Here is a 22,078-nt window from a genome sequence, read left to right on the forward strand (position 1 = left end):
TCAGCCCGTGGTCTCGACCGGCTCCAGGCGGATGCTGAAGTGGCGGAGGATCGGGGACTGGCCCACGATGCGGTAGCCGTGCACCGCGCCCGGGTTCTTGGCCACGTCGGCCAGGGTGCGGGCGACGTGGTCGTAGTGGCTGCGGGTGTAGACCCGGCGCGGCAGCGCCAGCCGCACCAGTTCGTACGGCGCGCTCCTCACCGGGTTGCCGTGCTCGTCCTCCTCGCCGAGGTAGAGGGAGCCCAGCTCCGCGGAGCGGATGCCGCCGCGCAGGTACAGCTCGCAGACCAGCGCGGTGCCCGGGTACTGGTGCGGCGGGATGTGCGGCAGCAGGCGCCCGGCGTTGAGGTAAAGGGCGTGCAGGCCGGAGGGCTCCACGATGTCCACGCCGACGTCGCGGACACGGTCGGCGAGGTAGGCGGCGGCCTCCTCGCGCTCCGCCAGGTAGGCCGGCTCGGTGACCTCGATCAGGCCCCGGGCCATCATGTCGAGGTCACGCCCGGCCAGACCGCCGTACGTGGAGAAGCCCTCCGTGGCGATCAGCAGCCCGTTGCACCGCTCGGCCAGCTCGGGGTCCTTGAGCCCGATGAAGCCGCCGATGTGGACGATGCCGTCCTTCTTGGCGCTCACGACGCAGCCGTCCGCGAGGCGGAACGCCTCCTCGGCGACCTGCCGGGGGGTGCGGTCCCGGTAGCCGGGCTCCCGGCGGGTCACCAGCCAGGCGTTCTCCGCGAAGCGCGCGGCGTCCAGGATCATCGGAACGCCGTAACGGCGGCACAGTTCCGAGGTCCGCCGCAGGTTGTCCATGGAGACCGGCTGTCCGCCGCCGCCGTTGTTGGTGATCGTCATCAGCACGGCGGCCACGGGTGACTCGTGTGAGTTCTCGAGCGCCTGCTCCAGCGCCACGAGGTCGATGTTCCCCTTGAAGGGGTAGCCGCTGTCGAGGTCCTTGGCCTCGGCGCAGGGCAGGTCGCGCGCCTGGCAGCCCGTCAGCTCCACGTTGGCGCGGGTGGTGTCGAAGTGGGTGTTCGACAGGACGGTGGTGCCGGGTTTGAGGAGCGAGGCGAACAGGATGCGTTCGGCCGCTCTGCCCTGATGGGCCGGCAGGATGTGCGGGTAGCCGGTGAGTTCGGAGACGACCTCGTGCCAGCGGTAGAAGGAACGGCTGCCGGCGTAGGACTCGTCGCCGATCATGCCGGCGGCGAGCTGATCGGCGGAGAGCGCCCCGGTTCCCGAGTCGCTCAGCAGGTCGATGGTGACCTCGTCGGCGCGCAGGTCGAAGGGGTTGTAGGCGACCCGCCGCAGGGCTTCCCTGCGCTGCTGCGGGGTGGTGATGGCGATGGGCTCGACGACCTTGATGCGGTACGGCTCCACTTGGGTTTTTCCTTTTGCACGGGGGTGGATTGCGTGGTGTTGCGGCCTGCCTCAGGCCGTTCTGGCCTCGTCCGGCCGGTGGGCGGTCAGCGGCGGACGGACCGCGTACGCCTCGGAGGAGACGTAGGCGGTGATACGAGGCTGGCGGTGCTGCTGGTGCGCGAGAGCCAGGTAGGCGATCAGGCCGACGCCGTCGCCGAGTTCCCGCGGGGTGAGGGCGGCCAGGGCGCGGGTGAGCACCGAGGCGTCCATGCCGAAGTCGGTCAGCAGGGCCGTGGCCCGGGCGTGGGCCTCCTCGTCGCTGTGGACGTAGTCCCGCACGGGAATGTGCAGCGTGAAGCCGCTCGCCGTGCCGGTCCCGCTGTCCGTGAACGAGTGGGTGGTGAGCGGCGGCCGCCGCAGCGGCTCTCTCCCGTCGGTCTCGCGGCCGAGCGCCGGTGCCGGTTCCGTGGCCCGCTGGAAGAAGGCCTTAGTCTGACCTCCCGCCAGATCGGAGTAGGCACGGCTGAGCACCCGCGCGTGATCGGTGGACAGGCGGGTGTGCCGGACGTACACCTTGACGCGGGGCATCGCCCAACTGCCCAGGTCCAGGGCGAAGAAGGGGTAGCCCGCGGCCTCCGGGAGCGCCGCGAAGGCGCCCCGGTGCCCGAGGCGGCGCAGCGCCTCGCGCACCGTACGGGCGGCGTGCCCGGCCCCGCCCGCGGACGGGTTCAGATAGACCTTGACCCCGGGGACCCCGCCGGGACGCAGTTCGAGCGCGTACCAGACGGCGAACGGGCCTTCCGCGGCGGCCGGGAAGAACAGGTCCTCCAGGGTGTCGAGCCGGTCGGTGGAGAAGTTCCACCGCCCCGCCCACTCCCGCAGGACCTCCAGGCCGGCGCGGCCGCTGCCGCCCATGTCGGCCGAGTCCCACCCCGGCTCCACCAGCATCCGCAGCACCGGGGCGGCGCCCGGTGTGAAGGCGAGGGAGAACTCGACCGGGGTGTGGTCGTCGGAGATGAAACTGGGCGAGGCCGGCGGCAGGGACAACGGCCGGTGTGCGCTGTCGCCCAGCGCGTCCAGCAGGACCCGGCCGTAGGCGGCGGTGTCCGACGCCGCCAGTCCGACAACGTTGCCCAGGGCTGTGAGCTGGCTGTGCACATGATCGCCGAGTACGGCTTCGCTGGGGCCGGCGTCCGCTGCGCCGGTCATCGGTACCGCGGTCACCGCACCCCCCGCACCGGTCGGGGCCGGGGCCGGTGGCAGGCCGGTGGTGCGCCCTCGCGCGGCGGGGAGGCCGACGCGGAGGCATAAAGATACCCGCCGCGAGCGGCGGGTGTCCGACCGTGCGATTCCTCGGGCGCGGTGCCCGTCCGGGCGGTTATTCGCCCGGTGAGCGGGTGCCGCTGGGGCGGCCGGTGCGCGGACCGGTGAGCGGGTATGTCGTTGGGCTCCAATGCCTCTCCTTCACCAATAGACAACCCCTGACACTCCGCGCAGTCCTACCCCAGCGGTTAAACGATCATGCGGCCGGCTGCGACCCTCTGTGTCGCGTACGTCACACTGGGTCCGCACAGCTCCCGCCCTGGTCTCAGCCTTGCAGCCAGGTGAGGAAGGCACTCCAGCGCCCGGGACGCTTGCCCTTGTCCGGGTCGGGACCGGCCGCCGGGGACTGCACCGTCTCCGGCTGCTCGGGCGTCTCCTGCGGCTGCGGCTGCACGGGGACGCGCGACTTGACGGGGTCGAACTGCACGGGCAGCGAGGCCAGCGCCCGGTTGAACGGGCCGGGCCGCCAGACCAGGCTCTCGTCGGGCACCGCGAGGACGACATCGGGCAGTTCGTTGAGCAGGTGCTCGATGGCGGCCAGGGTGATCAGCCGGGCGGGCTGCTGCGACGGGCAGGCGTGCGGACCCGCGCTCCAGGCGAGGTGGGCGTGGTTGCTGCCGCCCTGGTGGGCCAGCGCGGCGTTGGCGGCGGCGAAGCTCACCAGCACCAGCTCCCCGGCCTTGACCTTGTGACCGGCCACGTCCGTGTCCACGGCCGGGTAGTGCGGCGCGTAGTTGGCCATGGGCGGGTTGCGCCACAGGGTGGCGTCGAGCGCCTCGTCCAGCAGACCGCTGCTCGCGAACTGCTCGTCGGTGAACACCTGGTGCAGGGTGTTGCCGATGAGACCGCGCAGCGGTTCGGCGCCCGCGCCGAGGAGCAGCACGAGCTGGTGGGTCATCTCCGTGTCGGAGAGCTGGGCCGGGTGTTCCATCAGCCAGGAGGTGACGTCGTCGCCCGGCTGCGCCCGCTTGGTCGCGACGAGCTCGCTGACGGCCTGGAAGAGCACCTGGTTGGCCTGCTCGGCGTTGACACCGTCGAACATGCCGGCGATGCCGAACATCACGCGGTCGCCGATCTCCGGCGGGCAGCCGAAGAGCTCGTTGAAGACGAACAGGGGCAGCGGCTTGGCGTAGTCGTTGAGCAGGTCGGCCGAACCCCGGCCGCTGAACTGCGCGATGAGGTACTGGGCGATCCGCTCGACGGTCTGGCTCAGCCGGACGTCGCTGACCCGGGCGAAGCTGTCGGTGACGGCCTGGCGCAGCCGCAGGTGCTCGGCACCGTCGGTGAACATGCAGTTGGGCCGGGGGACCAGCAGCGGCAGCACCGGGCTGTCGGCGGGGACGCGTCCCTCGCTGAGGGCGCGCCAGCCGTGCGCGTCCTTGCGGAAGACTCCCGGGTTCTGGAGCATCTCGAGCGCCGCGCCGTAGTCCGTGACCAGGGTGGCTTCCACGCCGGGAGCCAGCTCGACGGGGGCGGCGGGGCCGTGCTGCCGCATGTAGTCGTAGAAGGCGTGCGGGTTCGCGGCGAACTCGGTGGTGTGCAGGGGTATCGGCCGGCCGCTGTGGTGAGCGGGGCAGCCGGGCGGCGGAACGGGGGCGGTGGTCATGCGTGCTCCAGGGCGGCGCGTTGCTGTAGATAGCGCACCAGCGTGATCAGTGCGTCTGTCGAGGATCTTTCATCACGTGCGTCGACGACGGCGACGGGGGTGTCGGGAAGCAGATCGAGCGCCTCGCGTACCGCCGCCTCCGTACGCTCCGGAGTACCGTCGAAGCGGTTGACGGCGATGGCGTAATCGAGCCCGTGCTCCTCGACCAGGTCCATGATGGCGAAGGAGTCGGCCAGCCGCTCGGGGTCCACCAGGACCAGGGCGCCCAGAGCGCCCCGGGCCATGTCCTCCCAGAGGTTGACGAACCGCTGCTGCCCCGGGGTGCCGAACAGGTACAGCACCACGCGGTCGCTGAGCGTCAGCCGGCCGAAGTCCAGGGCGACCGTGGTCGTGGTCTTGCCCCGCACCCCCTTGAGGTCGTCCACCGACTCGGAGACCTGCGTCATGCTCTCCTCGGTGGACAGCGGCGGGATCTCCGAGAGGGTGCCGATGAACGTGGTCTTGCCGACCGCGAAGTGGCCGACGACCAGGATCTTCACCGCCGTCTGCTCCGCGCCGCGCTGCACGTAGGCGTCATCACCCAAGGCGGGCATGGAGACCATCAAGCACCTCCTGAAGAAGCTGTACGTCGGCCAGGCGAGCCTGGGGCACGGGCGCCCGCGTGACCAGGTAGCCGCCCTCCGCGAGGGAGCTGAGCAACACCTTGATCACGCCCAGCGGGAGACGGGCGTGCCCGGCGATCTCGGCGACGGAGAGATAGCCGCCGGAGCACATCTCCATCAGCTGCTGCTCCTCGGGGGAGAGCCGGGTGGGACGCTGCTGCTGGTCGGAGGCGGTCGTGACGAGCGTGATGAGCGTGAACTGGTCATCGGCGGGCAGCTCGCGCCCGCCTGTGATGACGTAGGGCCGGACTAATTCGGCGGCCTCGAATTCCGACTCGGGCTCGGGCAGGTCGTGGTCGCTCATGGGCGTTGGCCGATGCCCTCGCGGAGCGGTGTCGACAGCTCCTTGCCCAGCTGGCCGACGAGCTGCTGCATCCGGAAGGTGATGTCGGCCATGTCGACCTCGGGCGACGCCGCGACCGCGAGGTAGGCGCCGGTGCCCGCGGAGACGAGGAAGACCCAGCCCCCGTCGAACTCCACCAGGGTCTGCCGCCACTCCAGAGTGCGCCCGCCGGTATAGGTGTTCTCGCCGACGAAGAACCCGAGGGACCGGCTGAGCGACTGCATGCCGCTCATCGCCGCGGCGACCTTGTCGGCCGAGTCCCGGTCGAGGTCCTTGGTACGGGACATCGTCAGGCCGTCGGCGGAGACCAGGACCGCGTGCAGCGCCCCGGGGATCTCCAGCGCACTGTTGAGCATCCAGGACAAGTCAGTACTCACTGGGCGTCAGGTCCTTCGTGTGCATCGGCGGGGCTGGGCTGGCGCGCGCTGTCCGTCGGAGTCATCCGGCCGGTCACGGTGCCGCGCTGGAAGGCACCGATGATGGATGCCGTCTCCGCGCTCGAACGGGCCGGCTGACGGGCGGGCGTCTCTCTGTGCGGAACGACGGACATGGGCCGTTTGCGCTTGCGTTTGGGCAGTCCGTCGGCCGTGGTCGCCGAGGCACCCCGCTCACCTCCCTCCACGCTCGACATCGCCTCGGGGGCAGCAGTGAGTTTCTTCGGCTCGGGCATGCTCGTGAGCAGCTCCTTCGGAAGCAGCACCACCGCGCGGACGCCACCGTAGGGGGAGGTGGAGTCCACCGTCACCGTGAAGTCGTAGCGCGCGCACAGGGCGCCGATCACCGCGAAACCGAACTTCGGCGGGTTGCCGAGCGACGACACACTGGCCGCACGGGTACCCGACAGCAGCTCGGACGCGTTGGTCCGCTCCTCCTCGTTCATACCGACGCCCGCGTCGTCGATCACGATGCAGATGCCGCTGGGCACCGTCCTGACGTTGATCTCGACAACGCTGTCGGGCGACGAATAGCTGGTGGCGTTCGCCAGGAGTTCGGCGACCGCGAGCGCGACGGGCTCCACCGCCCGGCTGGTCACGGCGAAGTCCACCTGGGAGAGGATCTCGACGCGCTCGAAGTGGCGGATCCTGCCCTGGGCGCTGCGGACCACGTCGTAGACGGACGCGGGGTCGCGCTGCCGGCCGAGGTAGCCCTGGCACAGCACGGCGATGGACTGCGCACGCCGGCCGAACTGGCTGTTCATGTGGTCGATGTCCAGCAGATCCCGCAGAATCGCCGACTCGCCGTACTTCTGCTGGAGCTGGGAGATGACCTTCTGCTGCTCCGCGGCGAGACCCTGGAGCGTCCGCATGGCGGACTTCAGTACGGTCTTCGTCGCGTTCTCGGCCTCTTCCTTGGCCTGGCGGACGACGTCCTCGTAGCCGTTCCGCAGCTTGACGAGGTCCATTTCGAGGCCGTCGCGCGCGGCTTCCAGGGCGGCGTAGGAGGATTCGAGTCTCTGCTGCTCCTGTCGTAAGGCTCTTATCGCCCTGCGCTGGCGCGTGATGATCGTTGCCGCGACAGGAACACCGGCGGCGACGGTCCAGACCGCCGGGTCCTGCAAGTAGTTCGTCATTTGACTCTCTTTAAGCGACTGGAGTCCAGTTACTGGAACCTGTCCGTGCAGACCCTTGGCGGCGGCCGCACGCGCCGCATGGATCATCCTTGCGGCAGGCGTCACGGGGGAAGTGAACATCCGCTCGGCAAGTGCCAAGATCATATCATCGGCGTCGTCTGACGCCTCGTCAACTTGGGGCGAAGTGCCCGGGTTTGGGTAAAACCGGCGGTAACTTCGCGTTGCTGCCGAGTAGTCGTCATCGGGGTTTGTCGAGTCGGACACGCCGTGGGCATGTGATCGCTCCGGCCGGTCGGGACTGTACTCGCGGTGAGGTGCCGGGGGGTTACCGGGGGGTTTCGCGGCGCTGTGACGCTCCGCCTTTCTTGCAGTTTGTGCAATCTTTGCGGGATCTGCAAGAATGAGGAGGTGACCTCCTCTTCCCGTGACCCGCGCCCCAAGGCGTCCGCCGCCGCACCGGAGGGCCTGCGCGCCCGGCGCCGGCGCGAGACGGCGCAGGCGATCCATGTCGCCGCCGTGCGACTGGTCGAGCGGCACGGGTACGCGGCGGTGACGGTCGACATGATCAGCGTGGCGGCCGGGGTGTCACCGCGGACCTTCTTCAACTACTTCCCGGCCAAGGAAGCCGCCCTCGTCGCGGGGCCGCCGCCGCTCACCGACGAGATGCGGCAACGGCTCGCGGCCGGGGACCCGGACCCGCGTCGCGTCCTGGACGACCTGGTGGACGCGCTCGTCGGCCGGCTCGACGACGAGCACCCGCTGCCGGGCGGCCGCCGGCACTTCCGGGCGATGTTCCGCGTCGCGTCCGCCAACCCCGAACTCGGCGCCGTCCTGCACGCCCGCTTCGACGCCTTCGAGAGCGAGCTGACCGGCGTCGTCTCCGAACGCCTCGGCGTCCCCGCGGCGAACCCACTGGCCGCCCTCATCACGGGCATCGCCCTGTCCGTCGTCAGGGTCGGCCTCGAACGCTGGTCCGCGGACGGCGACGAGGAGGAGGGGGAGGACGGCGAGCCCGTCGGATCCGGTGAGTCCGGTGGAGGCCTCTCGCCTGCCGCCGACCTGAGGCACGTCGCCGCCCTGCTCCGCGACCTCATGCCCGACCAGCCCCGGTGACGACGCCCCCGGCCCTCTGACGACTCACCCTCCGACTCGGCCTCCCGGCCGGCAACTCGACCCCGGCCGGCGACCGCCCCTTCGACTCACTCTCCGGCGACCGCCGCGGCCTCCGCGGCGCCGGCCGCCCGGCCCCGGACGGTCGCCGACCGTCCGCACCCCTTCTACGACCAGAAAGACCCGCTCATGCCCACCGCATCCACCGCGGCCCGACCCGGCCCCGGCATACCCGGGCAGCGCACGGGTGACGGACCGTCCGTCGAACCCACCGCGCTGCCGCGTCACTTCGGGCTGATCTTCGCCAGCCTCATGATCGCGATGCTGCTGGCCGCGCTCGACCAGACCATCGTCTCCACCGCCCTGCCCACGATCGTCGGCGAGCTCGACGGCGTCAGCCACATGGCCTGGGTGACCACCGCGTACATCCTCGCCGCCACCATCGGCATGCCCGTCTACGGCAAGCTCGGCGACATGCTCGGCCGCAAGGCCGTGTTCCTGACCGGCATCGCCGTGTTCATCCTGGGCTCCGCCCTCGCGGGCATGGCGCAGTCCATGACGCTGCTCGTGATCGGCCGGGCCGTACAGGGCCTGGGCGGCGGCGGCCTCATGATCACCTCGCAGGCGATCATCGCCGACCTGGTGCCGCCCCGGCAGCGCGCCAAGTACATGGCACCCATGGGCGCGGTCTTCGGCCTCGCCTCCGTCGCCGGACCGCTGCTCGGCGGCTGGTTCACCGACAGCTCCGACTGGCGCTGGTGCTTCTGGATCAACCTGCCGCTCGGCGTCCTCGCCCTGGCCATCTGCGCCTTCGGCATGCGGCTGCCGCGCCACCCGGTCAAGGTCGTCTTCGACTACGCCGGCTTCGTGCTGATGGCCGCTGCCGTCGCCTGCACGGTGCTCGTCGCCACCTGGGGCGGCAACGACTACGGCTGGACCGACCCGCTGATCCTCGGCCTGGCCGTGGGCGGCGTCGTCGCCTGGGTGCTGTTCTTCGTGGTCGAGCGGCGGGTCGCGGAGCCGATCATCCCGCCGGGCATCTTCCGCAGCAAGATTTTCAACATCTCCACACTGATCGGCCTGCTGGTCGTCGGCGTCGGCATGTTCGCCGTGATCGGCTACCTGCCCACCTACCTCCAGATGGTCTACGGCAAGACGGCCACGGAGGCCGGTCTGCTGATGCTGCCGATGGTCGTCGGCATCATGTCCACCGCCATCTCGTCCGGCTCGCTGATCAGCAAGACGGGCCGCTACCGCGTCTACCCGATCGCCGGCTCGATCGTCACCGGCCTCGCCGTCTTCCTGATGTCGACGCTGGACGTGGACGACTCGATCGTGCTCGTCTGCGTGTACGTCTTCCTGATGGGCGCCGGTGTCGGCCTGCTGATGCAGACCCTCGTCCTCGCCGTGCAGAACGACTTCCCGGCCAGTGAGGTCGGCACCGCCACCTCGTCGAACAACTTCTTCCGCGAGATCGGCGCCACCCTCGGCACCGCCGCGGTCGGCTCGGTCTTCGCCTCCCGGCTCACCGACCAGCTCGCCGAGACCCTGCCCCGCGACGCCACCACGTCCGTCGGCAGCTCCGAGTCGCTCACCCCGGCCCTGGTCCACCAGCTCCCGGCCGAGCTCCAGACCCTGGTCATCGACGCCTACCAGCACGCGCTGACCCCGGTGTTCCTCTACCTCACCCCGGTCTTCGTCATCGGCCTGGTCCTGGCGCTGATCCTGCCGGAGAAGCCCCTCGCCGACACCCAGCCCGGTGTGGTGGCCGCGGGCCCCGCCGACGCCGCCGGCGCGGACGCGGCGAACGGGGCGGCGGCCGAGGCACCCGCTCCGCCCGCGGCGCGGGCGGAGTCGTAAAAGGAACGGAGTCCTGAGAGGGACGGAGTCGTAAGAGGGACGGCCGGGCTCCGGCGCGCGGGTCCGCCGGAGGAGGCCGCTCCGGGCTCAGGACCGGGGCCGTCACCACGTCACGGTGACGGCCCCGGTGAGCACCGCGAAGGCGTTGCGGGCGAGGGAGACGGGGATGCGTCAGTCCTCCTCGTCCCCGCCCTCGTCGTCCTCGTCGCCCTCGAAGAAGTCGCCCACCTCGTCGACGACTTCGGCCGCGACCAGGCCGCCGACGACGCCGACGGCCAGTCCCGCCGCGCCCGCCGCGATCGCGGTGCCCACGCCGGGGCCCGAACGGTGACCCTCGTGGTGGTGGTCCTCGTGGTGTACGTGACCGTGGCCGTCGTACGCGGAGCCGCGGCCGTCGTACACGGGGCCGCCGTGGCCGTACGCCGAGCCGCTCGCGTACGCGGAGCGGTGCTCGACCAGGCCGCGGACCCAGCCGTCGACCAGGTCCTTGAAGTCGTAGCGGTGGAGGTCGTCGTGGGCGACCGTGAAGCGGGTGAGCGCGTCGTGGCCGGCGGAGAAGAGCCCGCCGCGCTTGTCCGCCTCCAGGATCACCTCCATGCCGCCCGGCGTGGCCAGGAAGGTCACCTCGATCTCGTTGACCGCGTGGGCGTACTGCGGCGCCGGGGTCAGCTCGATCTCCTGGTAGAAGGGGAGCTGCTGGCCGGTGCCGCCGATCCGGCCGTACTCCAGGTCGGCGGACCGGAAGCCGAAGCCGAGCTGCCCGAAGGCTTCGAGGACGGCCTCCTGGACCGGGAGGGGACCGACGGTGAGCGCGTCGAGGTCGCCCTTGTCCCTGGCGCCGGCCACGGACAGTTCGGTGCGCACGCCGAGGACGATGCCCAGCGCCTGCCCGTACAGCTCGGTGACCGGGGTCTCCCACGGCAGGTGCACCGTGAAGGGGACGCTGTGCTGCCCGCCCTCGGCGAGCCGGAAGCCGCCGCCGACGACGTACCGTTCGAAGGTGACGGTGCCGTGGGACTCGCCGTCCTCGTGCTCCGCCTCGACGTGGGCGACCAGTTCCAGGGTGATGTGCTCGATGTCGAAGGGGGCGTCGCCGCCCTTGAGGTGGACCTGTCCCGTGAGCCCGCCGCCGGGCAGTACCGGGCCGGGATCGAGAACCGTGTCCACCGTGGGACCGCCGACGCCGAGCGAGCCGAGCAGCCGTTTGAACACCATCGTGGCGTCCACTCCCTATGTCTTGCGTTGTCTACATGTCTCGCGTGTCCACGCGTCGTGCGTGACCGCGTGGGTGGGGCAGGAGGAGTCCGCGGGCGCCGGCGGCCGGGAACATCGCCGCGGAGGTCCGCGTTCTACAGATGTGTAGAAGCATATGCGGGGGCGCGACCGCGTCCAGCACCTTTGAGGCCGAGTGGCGACAACGTCCGAAAAACGTCGCGCGACCGGCGGCATGACGCCCTTGACTAGGGTATTTTGCCGTGCTTTTACGATGAACGCGAGGGTGCCCCGCCCTCGTGACCGCCCAGGATCACGCCGATCCTCCGCACCGGAAGGAGCCCAGCCCGCGATGGGTGAGCCCCCCAGCAGCCGGCCCCGTGCCGTGACCCGCCGGCCGCGTGTCCGCAGACCCGACCGTCTCGACCGGGAGGTGGCGGCACGGTGACCGAGGTGCTGTTGCTGCTGCTGGCCCTGCTGCTGACGCTGGCCTGCGCCCTGTTCGTGGCGGCCGAGTTCTCGCTGACCACCGTCGAGCGCGCCGATCTTGAGCGGGCCGCCGAGGCGGGGGAGCGGGGTGCCGACGGTGCGCTGAAGGCCGCGCGGACCCTGACCTTCCAGCTCTCCGGCGCCCAGCTCGGGATCACCATCACCTCGCTGGTGATCGGCATGCTCGCCGAGCCGTCGCTCGCCGCGCTGCTGCGCGGCCCCCTCGAAGCCCTCGGCCTCGGCGGCGCCGCCTCCTCGGTCGCCTCCGTGCTCGGCGTCGCGCTGTCCACGGTGATCCTCATGGTGGTCGGCGAGCTGGTGCCGAAGAACTGGGCGATCGCCCGTCCGGTGGCGGTGGCCAAGGTGGTGGCCGGACCCCAGCGCGGTTTCACCGCCGCGTTCGGGCCGTTCATCCGCAACCTGAACAACACGGCGAACCGTTTCGTACGCCGCTTCGGCCTGGAACCCGCCGAGGAGCTGGCCTCCGCGCGTACCCCGGAGGAACTCGTCGCCCTCGCCAGGCACTCCGCCGCCGAGGGCGCCCTGGAGGCGGACTCGGCCGAGCTGTTCGTCCGCACGCTGCACCTGAGCGAGCTGACCGCGCAGAACGTGATGACGCCGCGCGTCGACGTACAGGCCCTTGAGGTGCACGCCACGGCCGCCGACGCCGCCGTCCTCGCGCACGCCACCGGCCTGTCCCGCTTCCCCGTCTACCGCGACAGCCTGGACGAGGTGGTCGGCACGGTCCACATCCGTGACGTGCTCGCCCACGAGCCGGGCGCGCGGCGGCTGACGCCGGTCTCCGAGCTGGCGACCGAACCGCTCCTGGTCCCCGACAGCCTGCCCGCCGACCGGCTCCTGGAGCGGCTGCGCGAGACCCGCACCATGGCCGTCGTCATCGACGAGTACGGCGGCACGGCCGGAGTGGCGACCGTGGAGGACATCGTCGAGGAGGTCGTCGGCGAGGTGCGCGACGAGCACGACCCGGTCGAGACCGCCGCCCTGGAGCCCGCCGCCCCGGCCGCGGACGGACGCGCCGTGTGGGAGGCGGACGGCGGCGTACGCATCGACGAACTCGCCTCGATCGGACTGACCGCGCCCGACGGACCGTACGAGACCGTGGCGGGACTGATCGCCACCCGCCTGGCCCGCATCCCCGCGCGGGACGATGCCGTCGACGTCGACGGCTGGGAGCTGGTGGTGCTCGACGTCGAGCACCACCGGGCCGACCGCGTCCGCATCACCGAACCCACGCCCGCGGCGAAGCAGCTGATGGAGGACGCCCGATGACCGTCCTGCAACTCGCGATCGGCGCGCTCACCCTGCTCACCAACGCGTTCTTCGTCGGCGGTGAGTTCTCCCTGATCTCCGTGCGGCGCAGCCAGATCGAGCCCCGCGCGCAGGAGGGCAGCAAGCGCGCCCGGTCCACCCTGTGGGCCCTGGAACACCTCTCGGCGATGCTCGCCACCGCCCAACTGGGCATCACCGTCTCCTCCCTGGTGCTCGGCGCCGTGGCCGAACCCGCGATCGCGCACCTGCTGGAGCCGGGCTTCGAGGCGGTGCACGTGCCGCACGCGCTCGTGCACCCGATCTCGTTCGTCATCGCCCTGGCCGTGGCGACGTATCTGCACATGCTCTTCGGCGAGATGGTGCCGAAGAACATCGCGCTCGCGGCGCCCGTGCCGACCGCGCTGCTGCTCGGCCCGCCGCTCGTGGCGCTCACCCGGGCCCTGAAGCCGGTCGTCTTCGGCATCAACGCCTTCGCCAACACGCTGCTGCGGATGCTCAAGGTGGAGCCCAAGGACGAGGTCGAGTCGGTCTTCACCGACGACCAGCTCGCCCGCATGGTCCTCGACTCCAGCGAGGCGGGACTGCTCTCCGCGCAGGACGGCGAGCGGCTGCGCGACGCCCTCGAACTGGGCACCCGGCCGGTCGGCGAGATACTCGTCCCGGCCCAGCGGATGACGACGGTCGACCGGGGCATCACCCCCGTCCGTCTCGAACGGGTCGCCTCGGCCGCCGGGTTCTCCCGCTTCCCGGTCACCGGACCCGGCGGCACGCTCCTGGGCTACCTCCACATCAAGGACACCCTGGGCGTCACCGACCGCGAGCGGCCCTTCCCGGACAGCGCGCTGCACCCGCTCACCCGGGTCCGGCTCGACACCCCGCTCGACGACACGCTCACCGCGCTGCGCGCCGCGGGGAGCCACCTGGCGGCGGTCACCGGCGAGAAGGGCACCGTGCTCGGCTTCGTCACCATGGAGGACGTGCTGTCGGAACTGGTCGGCCCGGCGGCACCGGCCAAGTAGGGCGCGCCGCGCATGTGTCGGGGCCCGGACCCCGACACATGCGCCGCGTCGTCGCCTCCCGCTTCACTCCGCCCGCGCGCACTGGGCCTTGGCGAAGTCCAGCAGGAGCGCGGCGGTCCGCTGCGGGTCCTCGATGATCGGCGTGTGCCCGGACCCGGGCAGGTACTCGACGTGCGCGCCCGGCACCACGCGGTAGTCGGCGGCGGACCCGGGGCGCCAACGCCGGTCCCGATCACCGAAAATCACGTGCAGCGGCTTGCCGAGGGCCGCGAGCCGGTCAGGCAGCGACCGCTCGGCCGGATAGGCCGGCGACGCCTGCGACGAGCCGGTGAACGCCTGGAAGGTCATGCCGCGTACGTCGTCCACGAGTTCCTGCGGGACCGGGAAACCGTCCCGGAAGGCGGTGCTCGCCAGCAGCCGGACCTGCTCGTCGGACGGCGGCCACAGCGCGGGCTCGATCGCGGCGGACGCCTGCCCGGCGAAGGCGTCCGGGCGGGGACCGGTGTTGACGAGGGCGAGCGCGGTCACCAGATCGGGGCGCTGCTCGGCGAGCGCGGTGGCCGTGTAACCGCCGCCGGAGTGGCCGACGACGGCGTGCCGGACGCCGAGCCGGTCCAGCGCCGCGCCGACCGTGCGGGCCTGCCCGGGGACCGCGTGGCCGTGGCCGGCCGGTTCCGGTGAACGGCCGTGTCCGGGCAGGTCGACGAGGACGACGTGGTGGGAGGGGGTCAGCAGCGGGACCAGCGCGTCCCACGAGCGGGTGGAGGCGGCGGACCCGTGGACGAGCAGGAGCGCGGGCGCGTCGCGCGGGCCGTCCCGGCGTACGTGCAGGTCGCCGCCGTCCAGGGACAGCATCATGTCCTCGGCGCCGCCCCGTACCCGCGCGGCCGATCGCCTTTCCGAAGTGGTCATGGGCCCACCGCCGGACGCATGCGGGCAGGTGGCTCGGACGGATGTTCCCGGCCGGTCCCCGCCCCGGCCGCACGGCCGGTCAGCGGTGATCGCGGAAGAACTCGGTGATGTCACCGGCCAGCAGGCCGGGTTCCTCGTGGGCGGCGAAGTGGCCGCCGCGGGGCATGTGCGTGTACCGGGTGAGACGGTACGTCCGCTCGGCCCAGCTCCGCGGCGGCCGGCTCAGGGCGGCAGGGAACAGGGCGAGGGCCGTCGGGACGTCCACCCGCTCCACCCGCCGGGTCAGCCCGTGGCCGTACTCGTAGTAGGGCCGGAACGAGGTGGAGATCGTGCCGGTGAACCAGTACAGGGACGCCTGGGTGAGCAGGAAGTCGTCGCTGAAGCGCGTCGACAGCGCGCCTGCGCAGTCGGTCCACGCGCGGTACTTCTCGACGAGCCAGGAGAGCAGGCCGGCCGGTGAGTCGGTCAGGGCGGGGGCGAGCGTGAGCGGGCGGGTGGTCTGCTGGTGCTGGTAACCGCCCTCCTCCGCCACCCATTCGGCGACCGAGTCGAGGTGGGTCCGTTCCTCGGGGGTGAGCCCGGCCGGCTCGTACGCGGCCGGGGCCGCCGCGGCCAGCAGGTGGATGCCGGCCACCGCCTCGGGGTGGGCCTCGGCGAGCCGGGAGGTGATGCCGGCGCCCAGGTCGCCGCCGTGGGCCGCGTACCGGTCGAAGCCGAGGTGGTCGTGCATCAGCCGGTGCCAGAGGCGGTGGGTCTGGTCCGCGCCGGTCAGGGTGGGGCGCTGGGGGGAGAAGACGAAGCCGGGCAGCGAGGGGACGACGACGGTGAAGGAGTCCCGCGCCGCACCGCCGTACCGGGAGGGCGTCGCCAGCCGTTCGGCGAGGGCGGTGAGCTCCAGGACGGAGCTGGGCCAGCCGTGGGTGAGGACGATCGGCAGCGCGGCGGGGTCCTCGCCGTCGTAGCGGAGGTAGTGCACGGGGGTGCCGTCGAGATCGGCGAGGTGGTTGGGCAGGGCGTTGACGACGGCCTCGTGCGCCCGCCAGTCGTAGCCGTCGGCCCAGTACGTGACGAGCCGGCGGAGTTCCGCGGTGTCGGTACCGGCCTCCCAGCCGCCGACCGGCCAGGGCTCGGGCCATCTCGTGGCCCGCAACCGGGCGCGCAGATCGTGCAGTTCGGCGTCACTGACCGAAATCATGGGGCTGCCGCTGGACATGGGTCTCTCCTGGGTGAACGGGACGGCTGGCGGATCGGCTGGGTGAACGGGACGGCTGACAGGTCGGCCGAGGGGCGGGGGCGGGGGCGACCGTGGTGGCGGTGTTCACATCCGTCGCCCGGTGGCCGGAGCGAGGGCCTGCACGACGGCCGCCCGCGTCTGTTCCCGCGGCTCCGGCTCTGTCGCCAGCAGCGCGTGCATGATCATGCCTTCGAGCAGCGCGTCGAGACGGGCGGCCGGCTCCGGTCCGGTGAAGCGGGCCAGGACGGCGCGGGCGGCGGAGGTCCACTCCTGGGTCAGCGTGCGCAGCGCGGGGTCGCGCAGCGCCGCCAGCCGCAGTTCGAAGCCAAGGACCGCGCTGCGGCGCCGGGAGGGTCCGCCCTGTACGAGCTCCACCAGGACCTCGACCAGATCGTCCGGTGTCGCCACGGACGTGAAGAGGGCCTCGAACTCCGCGCTCCGCTGCTCGACGTACCGGGCGAACGCCCGGGCCCGCAGCTCGGCCAGGCTCGCGAAGTGGTAGGTGACCGAGCCCAGCGGGACGTCCGCGCGGGAGGCGACCTTGCGGTGCGTGAGACCGGCCACGCCGTCCGCCACGAGCACGTCGAGCGCGGCGTCCAGGATGCGCGCCCTGCGCTCCGGATCGTGCCGCCGCGCCCGCCGCCCCGCTCCCGTTGGGTCTCCGGTGCCTTCTCTCGTGGTCATAGGAACAAACGTACAGTACGTAGGAACGGACGTTCTTACCGGGGGCGGCGGCGTTCGCGTGTCACGAGGGCGGCGTGGCCGGGGCCGGGGTCTCGACGTCCAGGGCGGCGGCGCGGAGGGCGGCCGCCACCCTGGCGACCGGCTCGGTCCACGGACGGGGAAGACGGGCCAGGAGCAGACGCCGCTGTTCCTGCGGGCCGCCGCGGACGGGGAGGACGCGGACGCCCGCCGGTGCGGCGGCGGCGAGGACGGCGGGCACGGTGGTCAGTCCGCATCCGGCGGCGACGAGGTGGAGTTTGGCGAGCCAGTCGCGGGCGGTGTGCGCGATGTCGGGCCGTTCGCCCAGTCCCGGCCACACACCCATCAACCGGTCCTCGCCGGAGTTCGAGCCCGCGATCCAGCGCTGCCCGCGCAGGTCGGCCACGTCGGCGTAGTCGCCGCGGGCCAGCGGGTGGCCGGCGGGCACCGCGAGACACAGGGCGCGCTCGGTGAGCGTCCGCAGTTCGAGCGCGGGCGACTCGGAGTCCGGCGGCCGGAACGGCGGTGCCGACGCCAGCAGGGCGAGGTCCAGACTGCCGGCCCGCAGCGCGCGCACCAGCGCCGGTGTGCTGCCCTCCCGGCCGACGACGTGCAGCTCAGGGTCCGAACGGCGCAGCGCGGTCAGGGCGCGGGGGGCGAGCACGACGCCGGCGCTGGGGAACCAGCCGAGGCGGACCGTGCCGGCCTGTCCGGGCAGGCCCGACAGCTCGCGCGCGGTCGCGTCGATCTCGTCGAGCACGACGGTGGCGCGGCGCATGACGATCCGGCCCGCCGCGGTGAGCCGTACGCCGTCGCGCCGCCGCTCCAGCAGCTCCCCGCCCGCGGCCCGTTCGATCGCGGCGATCTGCCGGGACACCGCCGACTGGGTGTAGCCGAGCGAGGCGGCGGCCGCGGTGAAGGTGCCCTGGTCGGCGACCGCGCGGAAGACCCGTAGCGCGGTCAGTGACACATCCGAGAAGTCCATGACGTTTACGCATAGCATGAGTTCCGTACTCTCGTTGGACTCATGGATGACGGGTTCCTAGCGTGGTGCGCATGACCTCTTCACGCATCGCCCTCGTCACGGGCGCCAACCAAGGACTCGGCCGCGCCCTCGTCGAAGGACTCGCGGCCCGCATGAGCCCGGACGACCTGGTCCTGCTCACCGGCCGCAGCCCGGAGCGGGTGACGGCCGCCGCCCGGGAGACCGGCCGCCTGCCCGGCACCCGCGCCCGCGTCGAGGGCCGGGTCCTGGACGTCACGGACACCGACGCGATCGCCCGCCTCGCCGCGGACCTCCGGGCCCGGTACGGCGGCGTCGACGTCGTTCTCTCCAACGCGGTCGCCCGCGTCCTGCCCGAGCAGTCGCAGGCCGCGCGGGCGGACGAGTTCATCGACGTCTCCAACACCGCCACGCACGCGGTGCTGCGCTCCTTCGGGCCCGTCCTGCGCCCGGGCGGGCGGCTCCTGGTCGTGGCCAGCAGCCTGGGCACTCTCGGCCACCTCGACCCGCGCCTGCACCACCTCTTCGACGGCGCGAGCCTCGACCAGGTCGAGTACGCCGTCGAGTCGTGGCGCTCCGCCGTCCACCACGGCACCGCGCGGGAGGCGGGCTGGCCGGTCTGGCTGAACGTGCCCTCGAAGGTCGCCCAGGTCGCCGCCGTCCGGGCGGTCGCCGCGGAACGCCGCGCACAGGACCTCGCCACCGGCACGCTGATCGCGTCCGTCTGCCCCGGCATGGTCGACACCGCCACCTCGCGCCCCTGGTTCAGCGACTTCAGCCAGGCGCAGTCACCGGCCACGGCCGCCGCGGCCGTACTCGACCTGGTCTTCGCCGAGCGCGCCGACCGCGCCCTGTACGGCGAACTGGTCCGCTTCGGCAAGCCCCTGGACTGGCACGACGGCACACCTCCGGTGGAGCAGGACGCTCTGGTCACTCCCTGAGCGTGACCGCGGGCAGGACTGGTCGATCACCTCCGGAGCGTGACCGTGGGGGCGGGACGGGCTGGTCAGCCCCTGACCGTGACCGTGGGGCGCGACCGGCTGGTCACCCCCTGGGCCACTTCGCGCTCGCCACCGGCCAGCGCGACACACTCGCGGCGGACGGCAACGCCCGCCGCCTGTGGGCCCTGTCGCAGGACCTGCTCGCCGGGGTGGCGTGACACCGGCCGTACGGGGCCGGGCGCGCGGTGAGTCGGCTCGTCGGCCGGCGGACCGGTCAGCCGGCGGCGTCGTCAGCCGGCGGAAGCCCGGCTCGTGCCGACGGTTCCCGCGCGGACGTGACGACGGCCGCCAGTTCGGCGCCCGCCCGCAGCAGCGCCACGCTCCGCTCGGCGATCAGGTCGAGCCGCCGCCGCAGCACGCGCCGGGTCTCCTCCAGGCCGTCGAGCCGGTGCAGGGAGCCGATGATGTCGCGCACCGCGGGGATGCCGTAACCGCCCGCGCGCAGGGCCGCGACGATACGGGCGGCCCCGATGGCCGACCGGTCGTAGCGGCGCGCTCGCAGCGACGTCACCCGCTCGGGGACGACCAGCCCCTCCTGCTCCCAGAACCGCAGGGTGGAGGGACGTACGCCGAGCGCTCCGGCGAGCTGAGTGATCGTCATCGCGTCACCTCCGCGCCCGGGTGGGTCGCCGTCCGCCGTGTCCGCCGTGTCCGCCGCGTCCGCCGTGTCCGTCTCCGTCTGGATCGCCCGCAGCGCCCGCAGGGCGTGCAGCGCCTCCTCACGCTCCTCGGCGAGCCGGACGTGCACCGCGCCGACCGCCGCGGCCGCCTCCGCGAGCGTCGCGGTCCGCAACTCCGTGAGCAGGCGCCGGGCCGCCACCGGACCGGCGGCAGCGGCGAGTCCCCGATAGGCGCGAAGCGCCTGCACGTGGACGGGCGCGTAGGCGCGATAGCCGTTGTCCGACCGGGCGGCCGGGGGGATGACGCCCAGCCGCTCCAGATCGCGCACCTGCTGCGGCGAGTAGCCCGACTGCCGGGCCACGTCGACCGTCCTGAGCGGCACGCGGCGCACACGTCGCACGCGTCGTACGTCGCTCCCCGGCTCCTCCATCGCCAACCCCGCCAACTCCCGCCAACCCCACACAAGCACTTGAAGCAGATGCTTGAACCATGCCCATCGACATGAGTATGGAACAGATCATCGCGACCGTGCGCGGCCTCGACGGCGCGCTCGTCGTCGTCGCCGAACCCGGCGGCGACCTCCCCGAGCCGGTCTGGGGGGACGCGTTCTTCTACTACGCCCCCGACGGACGGATACCCGGCCGCACCCAGCCCTACGGGACGATCGTCACCAAGAACCTCCCCGGCGACGAGGCCTCGGACCTCGATGCCGCGGACCGCTGGCGCGTGAACGTGCACGTCGACCGCGCGACGTTCCGCGAGCTGACCGGCGAGGAGCCGCGTGACCTGAAGCGCCGCCGCGACTTCACGGTGGCCGACCGGGTGCTGCCGCATCCGGTGTACGGCGCGCAGAGCTGGGTCTGTGTGGTCCGGCCCGGTGAGCGGACCGGTGACACGGTGGTGCGGCTGCTGCGCGCCGCCCACGACGCCGCCCGGGCCCGGTCCGGGCGGCGGGACGAGCGGGGGAGTACGCCGGGGACCACGGCGTAGGCGCGCCGAGGGCGGCGATGAGGTGCGGCGGGTAGCCGGCTTCGAGCGGGGGTGCGGACGTCCCGGCCGAGGCCGGGCGGGTAGCCGAAGGCGTCCCCGGCGCCCGCACGTACAGTCCCGCGCCGCCCGCCGCCCGCCGCCCGCCGCCCGCGCGCCTGCCGCCCCGCCCCCGCCGCCCCACGCGTCCCGGCAATCTCCCGCAAGGCGATTGACGCGCTCTCGGACCGCCTCTAACTTCTGATCGACTCACCGCACCGCGTTCGAAATCTCGACCAGCTTCACAAGCCAGCTCGACAAGCCGGCTTGACAGGCCGGCTCGATCGATCAGCCCTGTCCGGATGCCGCTCCACACCCCCCTTGGAGAGCAGATGAGCGCACCGTCCCGCCCCGGTCCGTACCCCTCCCGCCGCTCGGTCCTCGGTCTGGCCGCGACCGTCCCGCTGGCGGCCACCGGCGCGCTGGCGCTCGGTGCCGGGACCGCCCACGCCGCCGACTCGGCGTACGTCATGTGCTACTTCACCGAGTCCCCGGACATGCTGGCCGCCAACTACGGTCTGCATCTGGCCGTCAGCACCGACGGCCTTCAGTGGACGCCGCTCAACCAGAACGCCCCCGTAGCCGTGCCGACCGCGGGCTCCCAGGGGCTGCGGGACCCCTTCGTCCTGCGCAAGCAGGACGGCACGTTCGTGGTCATCGCCACCGACCTGTACGGCACGGACTGGACCTACGTCAGCCAGTACATCCACGTCTGGGACTCCGCCGACCTGCGCAGCTTCACCGGCTACCGGCGGCTGAAGCTGCACTCCATGAACACCCACAGCTGGGCGCCCGAGGCGTACTGGGACGCGAGCCGCGGCACGTACGGGGTGATCTACTCGGCCGTCAACAGCAGCGGGCACAACGTCATCATGGTCAACTACACCAGTGACTTCGTGACCGCGGGCGACCCCCAGGTCTTCTTCGACCCCGGCTACGACGTCATCGACGGCGACCTGGCCATCGGCGTGAGCGGATACAACTACCTGTACTTCAAGAAGAGTTCGACCCTCGTCGGCGCGCGCTCGACCTCACTGAACCCCGGCAGCTTCACCGAGTTCAGCACCGCCGTCTCGCACGGCGGCACCGAGGCCCCGACCCTGGTCAAGTCCCTGGCGTCGAATACGACTTGGTACCTGTGGGGCGACACCTGGAGCCCGAACGGCGTCTTCTACGCCTGGCAGACCAGCAGCCTGGCCGCGGGCACCTGGACGGCCCTGGACCAGAAGAAGTACACCCAGCCGCTCAACTCCAAGCACTGCGGCATCCACCCGATCACCTCGGCCCAGTACAGCAACCTGCTCGCCAAGTGGGGCACCCCCACCTGGAACCGGCTGAAGTCGTACAACTACCCGGCCCGTTACGTCCGCCACTCCAACTACGCCGCCCGCATCGACGAGTACGCCTTCGATCCGTACGCCGACTCCCAGTGGAAGCTCGTGGCGGGCCTCGCCGACAGCTCCGGAGTGTCCTTCCAGTCGGTCAACTACCCGACCAGATATCTGCGGCACTACGACTACAACCTGCGGCTCGACGAGAACGACGGCACGTCGACGTTCGCCGCGGACGCCACCTTCTACCGGACGTCGGGCCTGGCCGACTCCTCGTGGTCGTCGTTCCGCTCGTACAACAACCCGACCCGCTACATCCGCCACTCCAACTACGTCCTGCGGATCGACCCGGTCTCCACCACGACGGAGCAGCAGGACGCCACGTTCTACGTCGGGTACTGACCCCGC

The 22,078-nt window shown here is 72.0% G+C and carries 20 protein-coding genes; 7 read left to right on the plus strand and 13 right to left on the minus strand.

Annotation, left to right across the window (positions count from 1 at the left end; all coding sequences use genetic code 11):
- The 7 genes from ACFV6E_RS03505 to ACFV6E_RS03535 all read right to left on the minus strand — a co-directional run bounded on the left by ACFV6E_RS03505 (window position 1) and on the right by ACFV6E_RS03535 (window position 6,860).
- A complete protein-coding gene (locus ACFV6E_RS03505) occupies window positions 1-1,374 on the minus strand; it encodes a tryptophanase (protein ID WP_385168257.1) in 1,374 nt (457 codons plus the stop codon).
- A 51-nt stretch (window positions 1,375-1,425) separates the two neighbouring features.
- Complete coding sequence (locus tag ACFV6E_RS03510; protein WP_385459135.1) at window positions 1,426-2,565, minus strand: tryptophan dimethylallyltransferase family protein; 1,140 nt, start codon at window positions 2,563-2,565, stop codon at window positions 1,426-1,428.
- Window positions 2,566-2,944: 379 nt separating this feature from the next.
- Window positions 2,945-4,285, minus strand: a complete 1,341-nt coding sequence (locus ACFV6E_RS03515; protein ID WP_385459137.1) for a cytochrome P450 — start codon at window positions 4,283-4,285, stop codon at window positions 2,945-2,947.
- On the minus strand, window positions 4,282-4,887 hold the full coding sequence (locus ACFV6E_RS03520) for an ATP/GTP-binding protein (RefSeq protein ID WP_385168265.1): 606 nt from the start codon (window positions 4,885-4,887) through the stop codon (window positions 4,282-4,284). Before ACFV6E_RS03520 ends, ACFV6E_RS03515 begins: the two co-directional genes overlap by 4 nt.
- Window positions 4,862-5,251: a DUF742 domain-containing protein gene (locus ACFV6E_RS03525; RefSeq protein ID WP_385168268.1), complete on the minus strand. Its 390-nt coding sequence runs from the start codon at window positions 5,249-5,251 to the stop codon at window positions 4,862-4,864. Before ACFV6E_RS03525 ends, ACFV6E_RS03520 begins: the two co-directional genes overlap by 26 nt.
- A complete protein-coding gene (locus tag ACFV6E_RS03530; RefSeq protein WP_385168270.1) occupies window positions 5,248-5,667 on the minus strand; it encodes a roadblock/LC7 domain-containing protein in 420 nt (139 codons plus the stop codon). The genes ACFV6E_RS03525 and ACFV6E_RS03530 overlap by 4 nt, the downstream gene beginning before the upstream one ends.
- Window positions 5,664-6,860 (minus strand): ATP-binding protein, encoded by a 1,197-nt coding sequence (locus ACFV6E_RS03535; RefSeq protein WP_385168272.1) that lies wholly within the window; start codon window positions 6,858-6,860, stop codon window positions 5,664-5,666. Before ACFV6E_RS03535 ends, ACFV6E_RS03530 begins: the two co-directional genes overlap by 4 nt.
- Window positions 6,861-7,268: 408 nt before the next feature.
- On the opposite strand from ACFV6E_RS03535, the gene ACFV6E_RS03540 reads away from it, so the two are divergent.
- Complete coding sequence (locus tag ACFV6E_RS03540; RefSeq protein ID WP_385168275.1) at window positions 7,269-7,973, plus strand: TetR/AcrR family transcriptional regulator; 705 nt, start codon at window positions 7,269-7,271, stop codon at window positions 7,971-7,973.
- A gap of 186 nt (window positions 7,974-8,159) precedes the next feature.
- Window positions 8,160-9,830, plus strand: a complete 1,671-nt coding sequence (locus ACFV6E_RS03545; RefSeq protein ID WP_385168278.1) for an MDR family MFS transporter — start codon at window positions 8,160-8,162, stop codon at window positions 9,828-9,830.
- Window positions 9,831-10,001: 171 nt separating this feature from the next.
- Here the strand turns inward: ACFV6E_RS03545 and ACFV6E_RS03550 are convergent, their stop codons facing one another.
- Entirely contained in the window at window positions 10,002-11,045 is a 1,044-nt protein-coding gene (locus ACFV6E_RS03550) for a sporulation protein (protein WP_385168303.1), read from the minus strand.
- A gap of 441 nt (window positions 11,046-11,486) precedes the next feature.
- Here ACFV6E_RS03550 and ACFV6E_RS03555 point away from each other — a divergent pair, with 441 nt between their 5' ends.
- Both ACFV6E_RS03555 and ACFV6E_RS03560 read left to right on the plus strand, forming a co-directional pair.
- Window positions 11,487-12,821, plus strand: a complete 1,335-nt coding sequence (locus ACFV6E_RS03555; RefSeq protein ID WP_385168280.1) for a hemolysin family protein — start codon at window positions 11,487-11,489, stop codon at window positions 12,819-12,821.
- On the plus strand, window positions 12,818-13,840 hold the full coding sequence (locus ACFV6E_RS03560) for a hemolysin family protein (RefSeq protein WP_385168283.1): 1,023 nt from the start codon (window positions 12,818-12,820) through the stop codon (window positions 13,838-13,840). The genes ACFV6E_RS03555 and ACFV6E_RS03560 overlap by 4 nt, the downstream gene beginning before the upstream one ends.
- Before the next feature lie 63 nt (window positions 13,841-13,903).
- Here the strand turns inward: ACFV6E_RS03560 and ACFV6E_RS03565 are convergent, their stop codons facing one another.
- The 4 genes from ACFV6E_RS03565 to ACFV6E_RS03580 form a co-directional block, all read right to left on the minus strand.
- Window positions 13,904-14,752, minus strand: a complete 849-nt coding sequence (locus ACFV6E_RS03565; RefSeq protein ID WP_385459139.1) for an alpha/beta fold hydrolase — start codon at window positions 14,750-14,752, stop codon at window positions 13,904-13,906.
- A 79-nt stretch (window positions 14,753-14,831) separates the two neighbouring features.
- On the minus strand, window positions 14,832-15,965 hold the full coding sequence (locus ACFV6E_RS03570) for an epoxide hydrolase family protein (protein ID WP_385459141.1): 1,134 nt from the start codon (window positions 15,963-15,965) through the stop codon (window positions 14,832-14,834).
- A gap of 105 nt (window positions 15,966-16,070) precedes the next feature.
- On the minus strand, window positions 16,071-16,670 hold the full coding sequence (locus ACFV6E_RS03575) for a TetR/AcrR family transcriptional regulator (protein ID WP_385168291.1): 600 nt from the start codon (window positions 16,668-16,670) through the stop codon (window positions 16,071-16,073).
- A gap of 61 nt (window positions 16,671-16,731) precedes the next feature.
- A complete protein-coding gene (locus ACFV6E_RS03580) occupies window positions 16,732-17,673 on the minus strand; it encodes a LysR family transcriptional regulator (protein ID WP_385459143.1) in 942 nt (313 codons plus the stop codon).
- 71 nt (window positions 17,674-17,744) lie between these two features.
- Here ACFV6E_RS03580 and ACFV6E_RS03585 point away from each other — a divergent pair, with 71 nt between their 5' ends.
- Window positions 17,745-18,632 carry an SDR family NAD(P)-dependent oxidoreductase gene (locus ACFV6E_RS03585; RefSeq protein ID WP_385459145.1) on the plus strand — a complete coding sequence of 296 codons (888 nt, stop codon included), beginning with the start codon at window positions 17,745-17,747 and terminating at the stop codon, window positions 18,630-18,632.
- Between the two features lie 274 nt (window positions 18,633-18,906).
- Here ACFV6E_RS03585 and ACFV6E_RS03590 read toward each other — a convergent pair whose 3' ends face one another.
- On the minus strand, window positions 18,907-19,743 hold the full coding sequence (locus ACFV6E_RS03590; protein WP_385459146.1) for a MerR family transcriptional regulator: 837 nt from the start codon (window positions 19,741-19,743) through the stop codon (window positions 18,907-18,909).
- Window positions 19,744-19,820: 77 nt separating this feature from the next.
- Between ACFV6E_RS03590 and ACFV6E_RS03595 the strand changes: the two genes are divergently transcribed.
- Together ACFV6E_RS03595 and ACFV6E_RS03600 are read left to right on the plus strand one after the other, a co-directional pair.
- Window positions 19,821-20,303, plus strand: coding sequence for a DUF6194 family protein (locus tag ACFV6E_RS03595; protein WP_385459203.1), 483 nt, complete (start codon window positions 19,821-19,823; stop codon window positions 20,301-20,303).
- Between the two features lie 368 nt (window positions 20,304-20,671).
- Window positions 20,672-22,072, plus strand: a complete 1,401-nt coding sequence (locus ACFV6E_RS03600; RefSeq protein ID WP_385459148.1) for a glycoside hydrolase family 43 protein — start codon at window positions 20,672-20,674, stop codon at window positions 22,070-22,072.
- Window positions 22,073-22,078: the final 6 nt, after the last annotated feature.

It is taken from the genome of Streptomyces sp. NPDC059785 (genome assembly GCF_042732375.1).
GTDB lineage: Bacteria > Actinomycetota > Actinomycetes > Streptomycetales > Streptomycetaceae > Streptomyces.